Origin of the sequence: Algihabitans sp. (genome assembly GCF_965226985.1) — a bacterium.
GTDB lineage: Bacteria > Pseudomonadota > Alphaproteobacteria > Kiloniellales > DSM-21159 > Algihabitans.
Window position 1 is genome coordinate 1,014,207 of record NZ_OZ245712.1, and the last position, 16,494, is coordinate 1,030,700.

18 protein-coding genes are annotated in these 16,494 nt (G+C 65.2%); 15 read left to right on the forward strand and 3 right to left on the reverse strand.

Annotated elements, in window-relative coordinates; genetic code table 11:
* Positions 1-113: 113 nt before the first annotated feature.
* The 15 genes from ACO054_RS04510 (at position 114) to ACO054_RS04580 (ending at position 14,125) form a co-directional block, all read left to right on the forward strand.
* Entirely contained in the window at positions 114-1,166 is a 1,053-nt protein-coding gene (locus ACO054_RS04510) for a radical SAM/SPASM domain-containing protein (RefSeq protein ID WP_421709253.1), read from the forward strand.
* 143 nt (positions 1,167-1,309) lie between these two features.
* Positions 1,310-1,675 (forward strand): DNA-directed RNA polymerase subunit omega, encoded by a 366-nt coding sequence (gene rpoZ / locus ACO054_RS04515; protein WP_421709254.1) that lies wholly within the window; start codon positions 1,310-1,312, stop codon positions 1,673-1,675.
* Positions 1,676-1,912: 237 nt separating this feature from the next.
* Positions 1,913-4,069, forward strand: coding sequence for a RelA/SpoT family protein (locus ACO054_RS04520; RefSeq protein WP_421709255.1), 2,157 nt, complete (start codon positions 1,913-1,915; stop codon positions 4,067-4,069).
* Between the two features lie 142 nt (positions 4,070-4,211).
* Positions 4,212-4,982 carry a pyridoxine 5'-phosphate synthase gene (locus ACO054_RS04525; protein ID WP_421709256.1) on the forward strand — a complete coding sequence of 257 codons (771 nt, stop codon included), beginning with the start codon at positions 4,212-4,214 and terminating at the stop codon, positions 4,980-4,982.
* Positions 4,983-4,994: 12 nt separating this feature from the next.
* Entirely contained in the window at positions 4,995-5,405 is a 411-nt protein-coding gene (gene acpS / locus ACO054_RS04530) for a holo-ACP synthase (protein ID WP_421709257.1), read from the forward strand.
* Between the two features lie 97 nt (positions 5,406-5,502).
* On the forward strand, positions 5,503-6,243 hold the full coding sequence (gene lepB, locus ACO054_RS04535; protein WP_421709258.1) for a signal peptidase I: 741 nt from the start codon (positions 5,503-5,505) through the stop codon (positions 6,241-6,243).
* Positions 6,230-6,967, forward strand: a complete 738-nt coding sequence (rnc, locus tag ACO054_RS04540; RefSeq protein ID WP_421709259.1) for a ribonuclease III — start codon at positions 6,230-6,232, stop codon at positions 6,965-6,967. Before lepB ends, rnc begins: the two co-directional genes overlap by 14 nt.
* Positions 6,964-7,869, forward strand: a complete 906-nt coding sequence (gene era / locus ACO054_RS04545) for a GTPase Era (protein WP_421709260.1) — start codon at positions 6,964-6,966, stop codon at positions 7,867-7,869. The genes rnc and era overlap by 4 nt, the downstream gene beginning before the upstream one ends.
* Before the next feature lie 56 nt (positions 7,870-7,925).
* Positions 7,926-8,651 (forward strand): DNA repair protein RecO, encoded by a 726-nt coding sequence (gene recO / locus ACO054_RS04550; RefSeq protein ID WP_421709261.1) that lies wholly within the window; start codon positions 7,926-7,928, stop codon positions 8,649-8,651.
* 58 nt (positions 8,652-8,709) lie between these two features.
* Positions 8,710-9,981: an NAD(P)/FAD-dependent oxidoreductase gene (locus tag ACO054_RS04555; protein WP_421709262.1), complete on the forward strand. Its 1,272-nt coding sequence runs from the start codon at positions 8,710-8,712 to the stop codon at positions 9,979-9,981.
* A 183-nt stretch (positions 9,982-10,164) separates the two neighbouring features.
* A complete protein-coding gene (locus ACO054_RS04560) occupies positions 10,165-12,141 on the forward strand; it encodes an acetyl-CoA carboxylase biotin carboxylase subunit (RefSeq protein WP_421709263.1) in 1,977 nt (658 codons plus the stop codon).
* Positions 12,141-12,569 (forward strand): hypothetical protein, encoded by a 429-nt coding sequence (locus ACO054_RS04565; RefSeq protein WP_421709264.1) that lies wholly within the window; start codon positions 12,141-12,143, stop codon positions 12,567-12,569. The genes ACO054_RS04560 and ACO054_RS04565 overlap by 1 nt, the downstream gene beginning before the upstream one ends.
* 25 nt (positions 12,570-12,594) lie before the next feature.
* A complete protein-coding gene (locus ACO054_RS04570; protein ID WP_421709265.1) occupies positions 12,595-13,362 on the forward strand; it encodes an SDR family NAD(P)-dependent oxidoreductase in 768 nt (255 codons plus the stop codon).
* A 7-nt stretch (positions 13,363-13,369) separates the two neighbouring features.
* The gene (locus ACO054_RS04575) at positions 13,370-13,660 is read left to right on the forward strand and encodes an acylphosphatase (protein WP_421709266.1); all 291 of its coding nucleotides are present in this window, start codon (positions 13,370-13,372) and stop codon (positions 13,658-13,660) included.
* 42 nt (positions 13,661-13,702) lie between these two features.
* Positions 13,703-14,125 (forward strand): NUDIX domain-containing protein, encoded by a 423-nt coding sequence (locus tag ACO054_RS04580; RefSeq protein WP_421709267.1) that lies wholly within the window; start codon positions 13,703-13,705, stop codon positions 14,123-14,125.
* Here the strand turns inward: ACO054_RS04580 and ACO054_RS04585 are convergent.
* The 3 genes from ACO054_RS04585 to ACO054_RS04595 form a co-directional block, all read right to left on the reverse strand.
* Positions 14,122-14,259 (reverse strand): hypothetical protein, encoded by a 138-nt coding sequence (locus tag ACO054_RS04585; protein ID WP_421709268.1) that lies wholly within the window; start codon positions 14,257-14,259, stop codon positions 14,122-14,124. The genes ACO054_RS04580 and ACO054_RS04585 overlap by 4 nt on opposite strands.
* Positions 14,256-15,749 (reverse strand): BCCT family transporter, encoded by a 1,494-nt coding sequence (locus ACO054_RS04590; RefSeq protein WP_421709269.1) that lies wholly within the window; start codon positions 15,747-15,749, stop codon positions 14,256-14,258. Before ACO054_RS04590 ends, ACO054_RS04585 begins: the two co-directional genes overlap by 4 nt.
* A 151-nt stretch (positions 15,750-15,900) precedes the next feature.
* Positions 15,901-16,494, reverse strand: a complete 594-nt coding sequence (locus tag ACO054_RS04595; protein ID WP_421709270.1) for a TetR/AcrR family transcriptional regulator — start codon at positions 16,492-16,494, stop codon at positions 15,901-15,903.

The following is a 16,494-nucleotide window of genomic DNA, read 5'->3' on the forward strand; positions in this document are numbered from 1 at the left end:
TGACGGGATGCCGCGGCGGCGGTGGAACCGGTCTTTCTCGAATCTCGGGCAATCATCCCCAAGTTGCAAGCTAAGCCTGTTAAGGCTTTCTGCGGCAGTGGAGGATAGTGCCAGTGTTCGATCCCGACCGGCCCTACAGCTTTCATGTCGAACTGACGGACAAGTGCAATGCCGGTTGCCCCATGTGCGGGCGCACCGACGCCATGAACCGCTGTCAGGTCAATCGGCAGAAGGTTCGGAAGATCGAACTGACGCTCGATGATTTCACCGCACAGTTCACCCCGGCCTTCTGCCGACGTGTCGAGGAAGTGCAGTTCGGTGGCGGGCTCGGCGATGCCTTGGCCGCCAGCGAGTGCCTGGAGATTTGCGACTACTTGACCGCCCAGGGCGTTCGTTTGGTCGTTTCCACCAACGGTAGCCTGCGAAATCGCGATTGGTGGCAGCGTTTCGGAGAGGTGATGGCCCGCAACGGCTCTCATCTGGAACTTCATATCGATGGCCTGCGCGATACCAATGCGCTTTACCGGATCAACACGGACTTCGACAGGATCTTGGCTAACGCGGAGGCTTACCTGGCGAGCGGCGCCGTAGCGGACTGGTACTACATCCTGTTCCGGCACAACGAACATCAGGTCGAGGAGGCGCGAGATCTCTCGCGCAGCCTGGGGTTTCGGCATTTCGTACTGATCGACACGATCCGTTTCGGCAAGACCCAACGCTTCGACTACGTCTTTCCCGACGGGACGCCCGGCAAGCTGGAGCCCTCCCGGCTCTCCGCAGCCAACTATCGCGAACGCGTCCGCACGGCGCCGGACCTGGAGGAGGAGGTTGCCAGACCCGTGCCGTCGGACGGCAAGGCGGCAGAGGCCGCCGCGGGCATCAACGGCATCCGTTGCAAGGCACAGATGCTGAACCGGCCCTACATCACCGCCGACGGCAACGTCTCCGCCTGCTGCTGGATCGATCATTCGGAGGAGGAACGGGGGCTGCAGGCGCAGGCTGGCCGCCGCTTCGAGGACTACAACATCCGGACGCGGCCGCTGGAGGACATCCTGCAGGACGAACCCTTCGCCAGCCTCTATCGCACCGGGTGGGAGCGGAACGTCGGCGCCGTCTGCCAACGCAAGTGCGGTGAGGGGCTGCGCAACAAGCGGAGCAGGCTCTAGCTGGCCGTGGCGAGAAAGCGCTGCGAAAGCCTCTCAGCCTAGCCTGTTTCCAGCCGCACCGGCTTGCAGCAGGCGGCACCGCCGCCTATAACAGCGACTTGCAATCACAGAGCTGTTTCTCTGGCTGAAGGAGGTTCGCCCGCATGGCGCGCGTGACCGTTGAAGACTGTGTCGAAAAGATCCCCAACCGCTTCGATCTGGTGGTGTTGGCTGCGCAGCGCGCCCGCGACATCTCCTCGGGGGCTCCGCTGACGCTGGAGCGGGACAACGATAAGAACCCGGTCGTATCCCTGCGGGAGATTGCCGAGGTCAAGGTCGACCCCGACCAGCTTCTAGAGGAGCGCATCACGCTTATGCAGCGGTTCCACAAGGAAGATGCGCCGGAAGACGACGATATGGCCGAGATCGCGCTGGCAGCCAGCCTGGAGGCCGAAGTCAGCGGCGAGACGCCGGCACCGGCCCCGACGCCTCGGCCGGATGCGTCCGAAGAGACCGAGCGGGGCGCCTGAGCCAGCCGCCCTTCGCGGAGACCGGCTTGGTCCCGTTGCCATTGGCAAGACGTTGCAAAGACGCCGTTGCGCCGGCCCGACCCACGGGTTTTGGCGCAGCGGCGTTTTTTCTTTCAACTCTAGTTGAATTTTACGTGCTGCAAAGGGTGCCGGCTTTTGCTTGGCGCTTGGAGGGAGCGCCCCTTATCTTACATTCGAACAAGTAGAACGAAACAGACCTGCGCCTGAGGACCAAGTATGCTGCGCCAGTTCGAGCTGGTCGAACGGGTTACCTCCTATGACCCGGCTGCCGACGAAGACCGGCTCAATAAGGCCTACGTCTATGCCATGAAGCGGCACGGATCCCAGCGCCGTGCCTCGGGCGACCCCTATTTCTCCCATCCGATCGAGGTCGCCGGGATCCTCACCGACCTCAAGCTCGACGCCGATTCCATCGTGACCGCTCTGCTGCACGACGTGGTCGAGGACACCGATGCGACGCTGGAGGAACTGGAGAGACTTTTCGGGGCGGAGATCGCGCGCCTCGTCGACGGCGTCACCAAGCTGACTCGCATCGAGCTGCAGTCGGAGCAGTCGAAGCATGCGGAGAACTTCCGCAAGCTCGTGGTCGCAATGTCGGAGGACATTCGGGTTCTGCTGGTCAAGCTGGCCGACCGTCTTCACAACATGCGCACCCTGCGCTTTATCAAGTCGCCCGACAAGCGCCGGCGGATCGCGCGCGAAACCGCCGATATCTATGCGCCTTTAGCCGAGCGCATCGGCCTCAACCGCTTCAAGGACGAGTTGGAAGATCTCGCCTTTACCGAGCTGAACCCCGATGCCAGGGAGTCCATCGTCAACCGGCTGGAGTTCCTGAAGTCCGATGGCGACGACCTGAGCCGGAGGATCATCGAACGCCTGACCCGGGATATGGCGGAGGATGGTGTGGACGCCCGCATCTCCGGCCGGATCAAGGCGCCCTATTCGATCTGGCGCAAGATGCAGAAGCGCAATGTCGGCTTCGAGCATCTGGCTGACATCATGGCCTTTCGCGTGATCGTGAAAGACATTCCCGAGTGCTATCAGGCGCTTGGGGCAATTCATTCGCGCTATCCGGTGATGCCGGGCCGGATCAAGGACTACATCTCGACGCCTAAGCCCAACGGCTATCGCTCGCTGCACACCGGCCTCTACTTCGGCCCGGAACAGCAACGGATCGAGGTTCAGATCCGGACGCTGGAGATGCACGAGATCTGCGAGTACGGCGTGGCGGCCCATTGGGTCTACAAGTCGGATCCCGAAGATCGTCAGGTCGAGGGGCGCCAGTACCGTTGGCTGCGCGAGCTGCTGGATATTCTGGAGCATGCTCAGAATCCCGAGGAATTCCTGGAACACACCAAGCTGGAGATGTTCCAGGACCAGGTCTTCTGCTTCACGCCCAAGGGCGATCTGATCGCGCTGCCGCGTGGCGCGACCCCGATCGACTTCGCCTATGCCGTCCACACCGAGGTCGGCAACCGGACCGTCGGAGCGCGGGTCAACGGCCGCCTGCTGCCTCTGCGCCATGAACTGAGCAACGGCGATCAGGTCGAGATCGTCACCTCGAAGGCGCAGACTCCCTCGCCGGACTGGGAAAACATCGCGGTCAGCGGCAAGGCCAAGGCCTGTATCCGCCGCTTCATCCGTAACGAGCAGCGCAGCCAGTACCTGCAACTCGGCCGCCAGATGCTGGAGCGGGTCTTCAAGAGCGAGGGCTACGACTACACCGAGAAGGCGGTGGCCGGTATTCTGAAGAAGCTGAAGCAGGACTCGGTGGAAGAGGTCTGCATCGCCGTCGGCCAAGGCCATCTCACCGCCCGCGACGTGGTGGTGGCCGTCTTCCCGGGCGTGCGCGAGCAGACCAAAGGCGACAAGGACAAGGTCGTTCCCATCGCGCGGGCGCGGCGTAACAAGGCTGGCGATCATTTTGCCATTCCGATCAAGGGTTTGATCCCTGGTATGGCCGTCCATTTCGCCAATTGCTGCCATCCGCTGCCCGGCGACCGCATCGTCGGTATCGTGACCACGGGCAAGGGGGTCACGGTCCACACCATCGACTGCGACACGCTGCAGCAGTTTCAGGACACTCCGGAGCGCTGGGTCGATCTGGGCTGGGCGAACGACCCGGGCGAGGAGCCCTTCACCGGGCGGCTCTTCTTGACGGTGAACAACGAGCCGGGCGTGCTCGGCGGCCTGTCCACGGTGATCGGCCGCAACGAAGGCAACATCTCGAATCTGAAGTTCACTCGGCGGGCACTGGACTTTTACGAGCTTCTGATCGATGTCGAGGTCAGCGACGTCAAGCATCTGACCAACATCATGGCGGCCTTGCGGGCCATGCCCAACATCACCTCCGTCGAGCGGGCCCGCGGATGATTTCGTTCGCCAGTCTCCAGGCCGCCGGCCGTCCGCACGGCAGCCTTGCAGTCCCGGGCCTTTGCACCCGCCGTGCCGCGCCTCTACCCTTCTGGGCACGGTCCGAAGGATCGGCCAGGTTGAAAGGAAAGGAAACGGGGCGATGACCCAGCGCCTGCGTCTCGGTGTCAACATCGACCATGTCGCGACCATCCGCAACGCGCGCGGTGGCCGCCATCCCGACCCGCTGCGCTCGGCACGCATGGCCGCCGCCGCCGGAGCCGACGGTATCACCGCGCACCTGCGCGAGGATCGCCGGCACATGACCGATGCCGACATCGCTGCCCTTTCGGCCGAGATCGAGCTGCCGCTCAACCTGGAGATGGCTGCTACCGACGAGATGCTGGAGATCGCCCTGCGCCACCGGCCGCATGCGGCCTGCATCGTGCCGGAGAAGCGCAACGAGGTGACCACCGAAGGCGGTTTGGATGCCTACGGCCAGATGAACTCCCTGCGCCGTTACGTCGACGAACTGACTTCCGCCGACATCCGCGTGTCCCTCTTCGTCGATGCCGACGAGCGGCAGTTGGAGGCGGCCAAGCTGCTGGGCGCCCCGGTGATCGAGCTGCACACCGGTGCCTACTGCGAAGCCTTCCTGGAGGGGGCGGACAGCGCCGAGACGGAGGCCGAGCTGCAGCGGTTGGTGCAGGGCGCCCGTCAGGCCGAGGCTCTTGGGCTGGAATGCCATGCCGGCCATGGTCTCACCTTCGACAACGTCTCGCCGGTCGCCGGCATCCCGAACGTCGTCGAACTGAATATCGGCCACTTCCTGATCGGCGAAGCGATCTTCAGCGGCCTGGACTCCGCGATCAAGCGGATGCGGGCCGTGATGGACAAGGCCAGGGCCGAGGCGCTCGGCGCCCGCTCGGCCTAAGCGCTGACAACCATGATCATCGGGATCGGCAGCGACCTGATCGATATTCGGCGGGTCGAAAAGACGCTGGAGCGCTTCGGCAGCCGTTTCACCCAGAGGGTCTTTACCGAAGCGGAAATCGCCAAAGCCGAGCGCCGGCGGCTCGCCGCTGCGACCTACGCCAAGCGCTTCGCCGCCAAGGAGGCCTGTGCAAAGGCCCTCGGTACCGGCGTGCCGCGGCGCGGCGTACACTGGAAGCATATGGGCGTGGTCAACCTGCCCAGCGGCAAGCCGACCATGGCGCTGACCGAGGGGGCGGCCGAGCGCCTCGCCGAACTGCTGCCGCCCGGCACTCGGGCGCAGATCGACATCACCATCACCGACGACTATCCCTTGGCTCAGGCGATGGTCATCATCTCGGCGGTTCCGTCCGGCGACGACTAGCGCTATATGCTGCCCCGCCGTTCGGGCAGTCCTGATCGAACTCCAGCCACATCGAGTCCACCCGCCAGTAACCCCAGGTAGCGAGTAGCGAGCTTCTATGGCCAAGGCGAACAAGAGCGCCGGCGAAGGATTTTGGGATACCATCCGCACGATCGTCTACGCCGTGCTGATCGCGCTGACTCTGCGCACCTTCGCTTACGAACCCTTCAACATTCCCTCGGGCTCGATGCTGCCGACGCTGCTGATCGGCGACTACCTCTTCGTCTCCAAGTTCTCCTACGGCTACAGCCGCCATTCGCTGCCCTGGGGGATCATCCCTTTCGAGGGACGGGTGCTGGGTGGCGAGGTGGAGCGCGGCGACGTCGCGGTCTTCAAGCTGCCGACCGACAACCGTACCGACTACATCAAACGGATCGTCGGGCTGCCTGGCGACCGGATCCAGGTGGTCGGGGGAATACTGAACATCAACGGAACGCCGGTGAAGCGCGAGCGCGTGGCGGAGAGCGTCGTGCCCGGCACGGCCGGAACCATCACCGAGTACATCGAAACGCTGCCCAACGGACGCCGCCACCTGATCTGGGAGCGGTCGGACGACATGCCCTTCGATGACACCCCGGTCTATCAGGTCCCCGAAGGTCACTACTTCGCGATGGGAGACAATCGGGATTCCAGTCAGGACAGCCGCGCCCAGCGGCTGGTCGGTTTCGTGCCGCGCGAGAACCTGGTCGGCCGTGCCGAATTCCTGTTCTTTTCCTACGATGGCTCTGCACGTCTCTGGGAAGTCTGGAAATGGCCCTTCGCCATCCGCTGGAGCCGACTGTTCGATGGCATCGAGTAGTGCCACGACCGGCAAGGCTGCGGCGGCGCCTGGATCCGAGGGCGACCTGACGGCGCTCATGCGCCGTCTGGGCCATGACTTCGCCGACCCGGCGCTGCTTGCGCAGGCACTGACCCACGCCAGCCGCGCTGGCACCGCCGAAGGCTCATACGAGCGCATGGAGTTTCTTGGCGACCGCATTCTGGGGTGCCTCGTCGCCGAACTGCTTTACCGCAGTTTCCCGCAGGAGAATGAGGGTGCGCTCGGCAAGCGCTTCGCCGCTCTGGTGCGCCGCGAGACCTTGGCTGAGGTGGCGGGCCCCGCTGGTCTCGATCTCGGGCCCCATCTGTCCTTGTCGCGCGGCGAGCAGGACTCCGGCGGGCGCGAGAACCCGGCCACTCTGGCCGATGCCTGCGAGGCGGTGATCGCCGCGCTCTATCTCGATGGAGGGCTGGAGGCGGCCAGGCGCCTGATCGCCCCCATCTGGACGCCGCTGCTGAAGGCGGACCCGACGCCGCCGCAGGATGCCAAGACCAGGCTGCAGGAATGGACCCAGGCCCGGGGCCTTGCGCTGCCCCGCTACGAGGAGATCGCGCGGAGCGGTCCCGATCATGCACCGCACTTCACTCTTCGGGTCAGCCTGTCCGACGGGCGCCATGCAGAAGCGGAGGGACGGTCGAAGAGAAATGCCGAGCAGGCCGCTGCCGAGGCGATGCTGGCCTTGCTGACGGACGACGACGCGTGAGCGCCGCCGCGTCGCGCTGCGCCGTCGTGGCCTTGGTCGGTGCCCCCAACGCCGGCAAGTCGACCCTGCTGAACCAAGCGGTCGGCAGCAAGATCTCGATCGTCACCCACAAGGTTCAAACCACGCGCGCGCGGGTGCGCGGGATCTCGCTGCGGGACGAGGTGCAGTTGATCTTCGTCGATACGCCGGGGATCTTCGCGGCGAAGGACCGTCTGCAGCGCGCCATGGTCGCGGCAGCCTGGAACGCGGTCCAGGATGCCGACCTGGTGGTCTATCTCTTCGACGCTCAAAGGCAGGCTCCCGATGCGGCGGCGCAGGACATCCTGCAAGGGTTGGCCAAACGCGCTCGGCGAAGCATCCTCGCGCTGAACAAGGTGGACGCGGTGCCCCGCGAAAGCCTGCTGACCTTGTCGGCGAGCCTGAACGAACTTGGAGGGTTCGAGCGCACCTTCATGATCTCGGCTCTCAACGGGGACGGTGTCGAGGATCTGCTCGCCTGGTTGTCGGCGGAGGCGCCGCAGGGCCCGTGGCTCTATCCCGAAGATCAGGTCTCCGACCTGCCGATGCGGCTTCTGGCCGCCGAGGTGACCCGGGAAAAGCTCTTCCTCAACCTGCACCAGGAGCTGCCCTACGCTCTGACCGTCGAGACGGAGGCCTGGGAAGAGTTCAAGGACGGCTCGGTCAAGATCGACCAGACCATCTATCTGCAGCGCGACACCCAGAAACGGATCGCCATCGGGGCGGGCGGCAGGACCATCCGCAAGATTCGCGAACAGGCCCAGGCGGAGCTGCAGACGCTGATCGAGCGGCCGGTGCACCTCTATCTCTTCGTCAAGGTCCGCGAACGTTGGATCGACGATCCCGAACGCTACCGGGACTGGGGCCTCGACTGGCAGGCCTGAGTTGTCCTTGAACCGCGCCCCTCGCTGACTCGGGCGCGAAGGCCTATCCTTTGGCCATGCTCGACTGGACCGACGAGGCCATCGTTCTGACGGCGCGCCCGCACGGGGAAAGCGGTGCCGTGGTGTCCCTGCTGACGGAACGTCACGGCCGGCATGCCGGCTTCGTGCGGGGCGGGCAGGGGCGACAGCTTCGCCCGGTCCTGCAGCCCGGCAACGCCGTCAGCGCGACCTGGTCCGCGCGTCTGTCCGAGCACATGGGCAATTTCAGCCTGGAGCCGACGGTGGCGCATGCCGCGCGCTATCTCGACGACCGGTTGCGCCTGGCGGCCTTGGCCTCGGCGGCGGCCGTCTGCGACGGCGCCCTGCCGGACCGCGAGCCGCATCCCGCCTGCTATCACGGTGTCCTGGCGCTGATCGAGGCCTTGGCCGGCTCGCACTGGGCCGAAGCCTATGTCCAGTGGGAGGTGATGCTCCTGAAGGAGCTGGGCTACGGCCTGGATCTGGAGAGCTGTGCGGCTGGCGGCTCGAACGATCAACTGGCCTACGTGTCGCCCCGCACCGGGCGCGCGGTCTCCCTGTCGGCGGGCGAACCCTATGCCGAGCGTCTGTTGCCGCTGCCCGGTTTCCTGATCGGCCGCGGTGGAGAGGAACCCGCCGACATCGCGGTGGGGCTGCGTCTGACGGGGCACTTCCTCGCCCGTCACGTGTTTTATCCACAGAACAGCGATCTGCCGGCTGCACGTAAACGTTTAACCGAGTCTCTGGCGTCTCGTACCGCTTGACCGCTGTGAGAAGCCGGTGAAAATCGGCGCCTCTGTCATCGAATTGAAATACACTTGTATGCTTACACAGGCCTCCGACCTCTCGGCCGGGTCGTCTCGCCATGTCGCCGTCGTCGGCACGGGCATCATCGGCGTCTGCTGCGCGCGCTCGCTGCAGCGCGACGGTCACCGGGTGACCCTGATCGACCGGACACCGCTCGGGCAGGGCGCGTCTTTCGGGAATTCCGCCGTACTGGCCACGGAGTCCGTGGTGCCGGTAGCGACGCCGGGCATCTGGCGTCAGGTGCCGAAGATGCTGCTGGATCCTCTGGGGCCGCTGTCTCTGCGCTGGCAGTACCTCCCGCAGCTGACGCCCTGGCTGCTGCGCTTTCTCGCCGCGAGCCGGCCAGAGGCCGTGGAACGGATTTCCTTGGCTCTGCAGGCCCTGCTCGACGATGCCGTTCCGGCTTATCGATTGCTGTTGAAGGAGGCGGATGCCGAGGATCTGCTGGTGCGGCGCGGGTGGATCGCTGCCTATACCGAGCCCTCGTCGCTGCGGAGCTATCGTCGTTTGGCCGACTTGCAACGCCGGCGTGGCGTCGAGGTCGCCGAACTCTCGGTCGCGGAGATGCGCCAGATGGAGCCCGCGCTGACCAAGGATCTGGCCGGCGGCCTCTATTATCCTCAGGTGGCGCACGCACTGGATCCGCACCGTGTCCTTCTGGCCCTGGCCGAACGGGTGCAGCGGGAGGGCGGACAAGTGCTGCGTCGCGACGTCGTCGGTTTTCGGATGGCCGAGGGTCGTGTCCAGGCCGTGGAGACGACGGAGGACTCGCTCGACTGCGATGCCGTCGTTGTCGCTGCCGGCGCCTGGTCGAAGGAGCTGGCGAAGCGGCTCGGCGTCAAGGTGCCGTTGGATACGGAGCGGGGGTACCATCTCACTATTCCGGCACCGGGTATCGCGCTCAGCCGTCCCGTCTACTCCACCGAGTTCGGCATGGCCTGCACGCCCCTGGCCTCCGGTCTTCGGCTCGGCGGGACAGTGGAACTCGGCGGTACGGTCGCGGAGCCTAACTGGAAGCGGGCGCAGGTTCTCGCCGAGCGCGGCCGTCGGCTTTTTCCCGATCTGGACACGCGCGACGCCAGCCGCTGGATGGGCTTTCGGCCGTCCCTGCCGGACTCCCTGCCGGTTTTGGGGCCGGCGCCCCGCGCCGCCAACGCCGTTCTGGCCTTCGGACACGGGCATCTGGGTCTGACGTTGGGCGCGCGCACCGGGCGGTTGGTCGCGGACCTAGTTGCCGGGCGCCCGGCACCGATCGACCTGGCCCCCTTCGCGGCCACCCGGTTTTAGGGCGTAGAGCCGTTGCTGTGCCTTTGCTCCGGTTGACAGTCCGCTGCCCCGCGCGGTCTAACCGAGGCTGCAGTCCTGGAGCGTGATCGTCACGAGGCGGAGCAACTTCGCTTTCGTTCCGACGTGAGTCGCTCTCGAACGTGACGAGAGAGCCGTGCTGCTCTACCGGGGAGGGTCGCGCCGATGTTCCAGAAAATTCTGATCGCCAACCGAGGCGAGATCGCCTGTCGCGTCATCAAGACCTGCCGGCGCCTGGGAATCGCGACCGTCGCCGTCTACTCCGACGCCGATGCCGATGGGCTACACGTCGCTCTGGCCGATGAGGCCTTGCATATCGGCGGCTCGGCGGCGGCCGAAAGCTACTTGCGGGCCGATCGCATCATCCAGGCCGCCAAGGACACCGGTGCCGAAGCGGTCCATCCCGGCTTCGGTTTCCTCTCGGAGAAGGCGGACTTCGTCGAGGCGCTGCAGGCCGCAGGGCTGGTCTTTATCGGCCCGCCGCCGAAGGCCATCGCGGCCATGGGCGACAAGATCGAGTCCAAGAAGATCGCTGCCGAAGCGGGAGTCAGCACCGTGCCCGGCTTCATGGGGATCATCGAGTCTGCGGAGCAGGCGGTCGAGATCGCCCGCGATGTCGGTTATCCGGTGATGCTGAAGGCCTCGGCCGGCGGTGGCGGCAAGGGCATGCGGATCGCCCGCGACGACAAGGAAGCGGCCGAGGGCTTTCGCAGCGCGCAGAACGAAGCGAGGTCCAGTTTCGGCGACGATCGGGTCTTCGTTGAAAAGTTCGTCGAGGAGCCGCGTCACATCGAGATTCAAGTGCTCTCGGACGGGCAAGGGCGGACCCTCTACCTAGGCGAACGCGAGTGCTCCATCCAGCGCCGTCACCAGAAGGTCGTCGAGGAAGCGCCGAGCCCCTTCATCGATGCCGAGACGCGCCGCCGCATGGGCGAGCAGTCTGTCGCCCTGGCGGATGCCGTCGGCTATAGCAGCGCCGGGACGGTGGAGTTCATCGTCGACAAGGATCGTAACTTCTACTTCTTGGAAATGAATACTCGTCTACAGGTCGAGCATCCCGTCACGGAGATGATCACCGGCCTGGACCTCGTCGAGTGGATGATTCGCATCGCGGCGGGTGAGGCGCTGGACTTCGGGCAGGACGAGGTGAAGCTCGACGGCTGGGCGATCGAGGCGCGCGTCTACGCCGAGGACCCTCTGCGCAACTTCTTGCCGTCGATCGGCCGGCTGGTGCGCTACCAGGCGCCGGAAGAGAGCCGTTCCGTACGGGTCGACACCGGGGTGGGGGAAGGCTCGGAGATCAGTATGTTCTACGACCCCATGATCGCCAAGCTGGCGACCTGGGGCGAGAGCCGCGATGCGGCCATCGCGGAGATGCGCCGCGCGCTCGACGCTTTCTATATCCGTGGCGTCAATCACAACATTCCCTTCCTGGCCGCCGTGATGGCCGCCGAGCGGTTTCAGGCCGGGCGTCTGACCACCAACTACATTGCCGAGGAGTATCCCGAAGGCTTTCAGGGCCGCGAGCTGCCGGCCGAGACCCGGAACCGTCTGGTGTCGGTCGCTGCGGTCCTGCAGGAGCGCAGCGAGCAGCGCGGCAACGGGCATCCTGCTGCGGCCGGCCTATCGGAGCCTGTCGAGCGGGTGGTGATGATCGGGCGAGAGCCGCAGGTTGCCAAGCTTTCGCCGGAGGGCGAGGCCTTCGCGGTCGAGTTCGACGGTGGCCGGCATGTGATCGAAAGCGATTGGAGGCCGGGTCAGCCGCTCTTCAAGGGCCGGCTCGACCAGGCCCCGATCACCGTTCAGGTCGATGCGGACGGCCCGCGCTGGAAGCTGACCCACGATGGCGGCACGGTGGATGTCCTGGTGCTGCGCCCGCGCCTGGCGGAGCTGGCCGCTCTGATGCCGGTCAAGGTTCCGCCGGACATGAGCCGCTTCCTGCTGTCGCCCATGCCGGGTCTGCTGGTGTCGCTCGCCGTCTCGGAGGGCCAGGAGGTCAAGGCGGGCGAAGAGCTTGCCGTGGTGGAGGCGATGAAGATGGAGAACGTGTTGCGCGCCGAGCGCGATGGCCGGATTGCCAAGCTGCAGGCCGCACCGGGCGACAACCTGGCCGTCGATCAGGTGATCATTGAGTTCGACTAGTGGATCATCTCGAGAGTCCGGACCCGTTGGTTTGGGATGAACGGCGCCTTTGGTTCGAGCGACGTCAGACGGCCGCTTCGGTCGAAGGCGCCGGCAAGCTCTCGGAGCAGGCGACCGCGCTTCTGATCGACCTGCAGGCCTGCTTCTGCGCCGGCGCCTGGGTTGCGGTGGTCATCCTGGCCGCGACGGTCGTCGACACCCAGGTCGAGGCCTCGAAGCAACGCCGCGCCGCGCCGGCGGAAGACCTGCGCTGGCTGCGTGCCCTGCGCAACCGTCTGGTTCACGAGGATCGTGCCAACCCGGCATTGACCATCGAGGCCCAGTGGACCGAGCGGCGGGAGTGGGAGCGTACGGCGAAGCGTGCGGTCGAATTGGTCTTCGCCGTATTCTATCCCGGTGCTCGGCGAGAGCCGAACGCTCTGCCTTGAGCGATCTTTTTTGAGGAGTGGATGAATGTCGAATCTGCGCGGGCGCGTTGCCCTTGTGACCGGTGCCAGCCGAGGGATTGGCGAGGCTGTAGCCCGTCGCCTCGCACAGGTTGGCGTTGCGGTCGCCCTGACCGCGCGTAGCGGCGCGGCGGTGCAGAGCGTCGCCGGCGAGATCAACGCGGCCGGCGGCAAGGCTGCGGCCTTTACCTGTGACGTCGCCGACTTCGCCCAGGTCGCGGCCACCTCGGCGGCGGTCGAGAGCGAACTGGGTCCCGTCGATATCCTGATCAACAATGCCGGCATCCTCGATCCCATCGGCGCTTTACATGAGATCGATCCGGAAGCCTTCATGACCACGCAGCGGGTCAATATCGGCGGTGCCGCCGCCGCCGCCCGCGCGGTCCTGCCGGGCATGCTAGCGCGTGGCAGGGGCACCATCGTCAACCTCTCGTCCGGCGCTGCGCACAATCCGTTGGAAGGCTGGACCGCTTACTGCACCAGCAAGGCGGGCCTCTTCATGCTGACCCGTTGTCTCGCGCGCGACTACGGGGACAAGGGCATTCGGGTCTACGGTTTCGGGCCTGGCGTGGTGGATACTGAGATGCAGGTCCAGATCCGCGCCTCCGGCGTTGGACCGGTCGCCAAGCTGAAGCGTTCCGACCTCGCGGCGGCGGAACGGCCGGCCGAGGTGATCGCTTGGCTCTGTTCGGAAGCTGCGGCGGATCTGGCCGGCGAGGAGCTTTCCATCCGCGATCCGGAGCTTCTGCAGCGTGTCGGTCTCGAGGCGGCGTGACGCAGCCATGGCGACCGTCGGCGACACCCGGGTGCGAGTCCTGATCTCCGGGAAGGTTCAGGGAGTCTGGTTTCGCGGCTGGACCCAGCAGGAGGCAAAGAGGCTTGGCCTCTCCGGCTGGGTGCGCAACCTGCAGGACGGCAGGGTCGAGGCTGTCTTCGCCGGGGCGCCGTCGCAAGTCGAGGAGATGCTGGACCGCTGCCGCCGAGGCCCGCCTCTGGCTCGGGTCGAAGCTGTCGAGATCGACGATCATCACGGTCAGCTGCAACCCGGCTTTCACGCCCGCCCGACGGTTTAGCCCGACGGTTTAGCCCGGCGGTTTAGAGGGAGGCGAAGCGCGATGATCACCTTTGGCGTTATCGAGCCCGGCCGGTTTTACACGCCGCGCCGAGGGGCCTATGCGCTGATCCTGACCGAGGCCGACGACCTGTTGGTGATCGATCAGCGCGGCGAGATCATTTTGCCCGGTGGCGGCCTGGATCCTGGCGAGACCGAGGACGTCGCGCTGAAACGCGAGATGATCGAAGAGACGGGGCACGCCATCGAGGTCGGTGCCCGGATCTGCGAAGCGCGCGAATTCACTTATGAGACCAGCTACGAGAGCCATTTCGACAAGATCTGCGTCTTCTTCCGCGCCGTCCTGGGCGACAAGGTGGCGGAGCCCATCGAGGACGACCATGAGATGGTCTGGATGCCGCGTCGACAAGCTGCCGAACGCCTGTCCAAGGGCTCGCAACGCTGGGCGGCTACACAGATGGTCTAATTCGGGGGGCGCTGATCTGGACCGGATGTCGTCTCGTCCTCATGCGTGTCGACCCTCTTGAAGTAGAGCCAGACAAGCAGTCCGATGAAGGCGAAGACCTCGATGTTCATGACGGTGTCGAGTAGCGGACTCATGGTGCTGGAGCTTTCTCGGTCTTCAGTTCCTTCAGCAGGCAGACCACCAGCAGCAGGACGATGAACACGAAGGGGAGGGCGCCCAGGGCGATGATCGATTTCACCGCGTCGATGCTGCCCGACAGGATCATCACCAGCCCCAGCGCACCCAGCACGACGCCCCAGCTCAACTTGACGCGCCTGCCGGGATTCAGGTCGCCGCCGGTCGAAAACATGCCGAGGACGAAGGCGGCACTGACAACGCTGGTGATGATGAAGAGGAAGGCTGCGACCACCACGGCCGCAACGGTCAAGGTCGGCAGCGGGAAGTTTTCCAGGACGAAGAAGGCGACGCCGCTGATGTTGTTCTGCGCCACCTCTAAAACCGGCAGATCGGTATGGAGTACGCCGTAGAAGCCGACCCCTCCGAACACGCCGAACCAGACGATCGAAAAGGCCGTCGGCACGAGAACCACGCCGCCTACGAACTCACGGATGGTCCGACCGCGCGAAATGCGCGCGATGAAAACTCCGACGAAGGGGGCCCAGGCGAGCCACCAGACCATGTAGGTCAAGGTCCAGGACTGGAACCAGGTGCCGACTCGATCGTCGAAGAAGGTAAAGGTGCGAAACCCTTGCATGAAGGCGCTGGAGATATACTCACCGGTCGCCTCGACGATGCCGCCCATCAGAAAGTGGGTTGGGCCGGTCAGCAGAATGAAGACGAGAAGCCCGCCGGCAACAGCCATGGCGGTATTGGACAGCAGCGCCATGCCGTGACCTAGGTCGACCAGGAGAGGCGGTATGTAGGCGGCGCAGAGTACGGCGAAGATCACAAGCGTGAGCCACAGTCCCATCTCCGGAAGGCCAAGCAGGGCCTGGACGCCTTCCTGTACTTGGAAGACGCCCATCGCGACCGAGCCGCCGAGACCGATGGCGATCGCGACGATCGCCAGCAGATCGCTGAGCCAGCCGACCGACCGGGTCACACGGTTGAGACCGAACACGTGCAGGATCGGCGCGCTGACAAGCGTCGGACAGTCGCGCCGAAAACCGAAATAGGCGATCACCAGTCCGGTCAGTGCGTAGATCGCCCAGGCGTGCAGGCCCCAGTGGAAATTGGTGATGAAGAGGGCGATCCCCGCCGCTTCCCAAGGATCCGCATAGTCGGCGACGATAAGATAGTGGGTCAGGGGTTCGGCGGTTCCCCAGTAGAGCAGACCGACCCCCATCCCGGCCGCGAACAGCATCGTGAGCCAGGAGACGGTGGAGAACTCCGGTTCGTCGTCGTCGTGGCCCAGCTTGATACGGCCGTAGCGAGACAGTGCGACCGCGACCGAGGTGATCAGCATGAAGCTGACGGTCAGCATGATGAACCAGGCGCGGCTCGTGAACTGTATGGTCACAAGCTCTGAGGCGAAGGCGGCGAGCCCGGCGGTATCCAGGATGCCCCAGATCGCGATGGCGCCCGTGATGAACAGAGCGGTCGGCAGCAAGGCCGTCTTCAGCACTGACTTCGTTCCCCCCGCTATCGGCCCAGTCTTCCTCCCGCCTCCCAAAGATGATCTCTCGACGTCGAAATGCAACTTTATCCGAGCCTGTCGTCGGGTATTCGGTTGAGAAGCGGGTGAGTTCGCCCAGCCACTCTAGCTCGGACGCCGGCTACTTCAGGTCGGCAGCACCCTTGAGAAAGAGGTCCGTCGCGAGACGGGCATAGGTCTCCCGAGTGAGCGGGCCGCCTGGCTTCAGCCAGGTGTAATGCCAGTTGAGCATGCCCAGCAGGGACATGGTCACGGGTTTGCTCAACTCCGGCCGCGCCAGGGCGGGGTTCAGGTCTTGCAGCGTCTCTGCGAAGACCGCGACGATACGGCGCTCCATGAAGCGGATGGTTTCGCGCTTGTCCGGAGCGAGGCTGCCCATCTCGTTGAGCAAGACCTTGTGCTTGGCATCTGCATCGGCGTAACCCTGCATCAGGGCTTCCGTCAGGCTGTAGAGCCGCGTTTCCGGGTCGGGCTCCGCGGCCGCAACCGCCTCGACCGTCTCCAGTAGAAATCGGATGTGGGTGTCGAGGATGTCGAACAGCAGAGCGTCCTTGCCGACGTAGTAGTGGTAGAGCGCGGCCTTGGAAGCGCCGCAGGCCTCCGAGATCGCGTTCATCGAGGTGCGCGCGAAACCGTTGGCTGCGAAAAGCTCGGCCGCGCGATCCAGGATCGCGTCGCGTTTGTCGTCGTACTCGGCTGCTCGAACTCGGGCCAC

Coding starts and splice junctions, on each gene's coding strand:
- rpoZ (WP_421709254.1), top strand. CDS start 1,310: ATGGCGCGCGTGACCGTTGAAGACTGTGTCGAAAAGATCCCCAACCGC.
- ACO054_RS04520 (WP_421709255.1), top strand. CDS start 1,913: ATGCTGCGCCAGTTCGAGCTGGTCGAACGGGTTACCTCCTATGACCCG.
- ACO054_RS04525 (WP_421709256.1), top strand. CDS start 4,212: ATGACCCAGCGCCTGCGTCTCGGTGTCAACATCGACCATGTCGCGACC.
- acpS (WP_421709257.1), top strand. CDS start 4,995: ATGATCATCGGGATCGGCAGCGACCTGATCGATATTCGGCGGGTCGAA.
- lepB (WP_421709258.1), top strand. CDS start 5,503: ATGGCCAAGGCGAACAAGAGCGCCGGCGAAGGATTTTGGGATACCATC.
- rnc (WP_421709259.1), top strand. CDS start 6,230: ATGGCATCGAGTAGTGCCACGACCGGCAAGGCTGCGGCGGCGCCTGGA.
- recO (WP_421709261.1), top strand. CDS start 7,926: ATGCTCGACTGGACCGACGAGGCCATCGTTCTGACGGCGCGCCCGCAC.
- ACO054_RS04555 (WP_421709262.1), top strand. CDS start 8,710: ATGCTTACACAGGCCTCCGACCTCTCGGCCGGGTCGTCTCGCCATGTC.
- ACO054_RS04560 (WP_421709263.1), top strand. CDS start 10,165: ATGTTCCAGAAAATTCTGATCGCCAACCGAGGCGAGATCGCCTGTCGC.
- ACO054_RS04570 (WP_421709265.1), top strand. CDS start 12,595: ATGTCGAATCTGCGCGGGCGCGTTGCCCTTGTGACCGGTGCCAGCCGA.
- ACO054_RS04575 (WP_421709266.1), top strand. CDS start 13,370: ATGGCGACCGTCGGCGACACCCGGGTGCGAGTCCTGATCTCCGGGAAG.
- ACO054_RS04580 (WP_421709267.1), top strand. CDS start 13,703: ATGATCACCTTTGGCGTTATCGAGCCCGGCCGGTTTTACACGCCGCGC.
- ACO054_RS04585 (WP_421709268.1), bottom strand. CDS start 14,259: ATGAGTCCGCTACTCGACACCGTCATGAACATCGAGGTCTTCGCCTTC.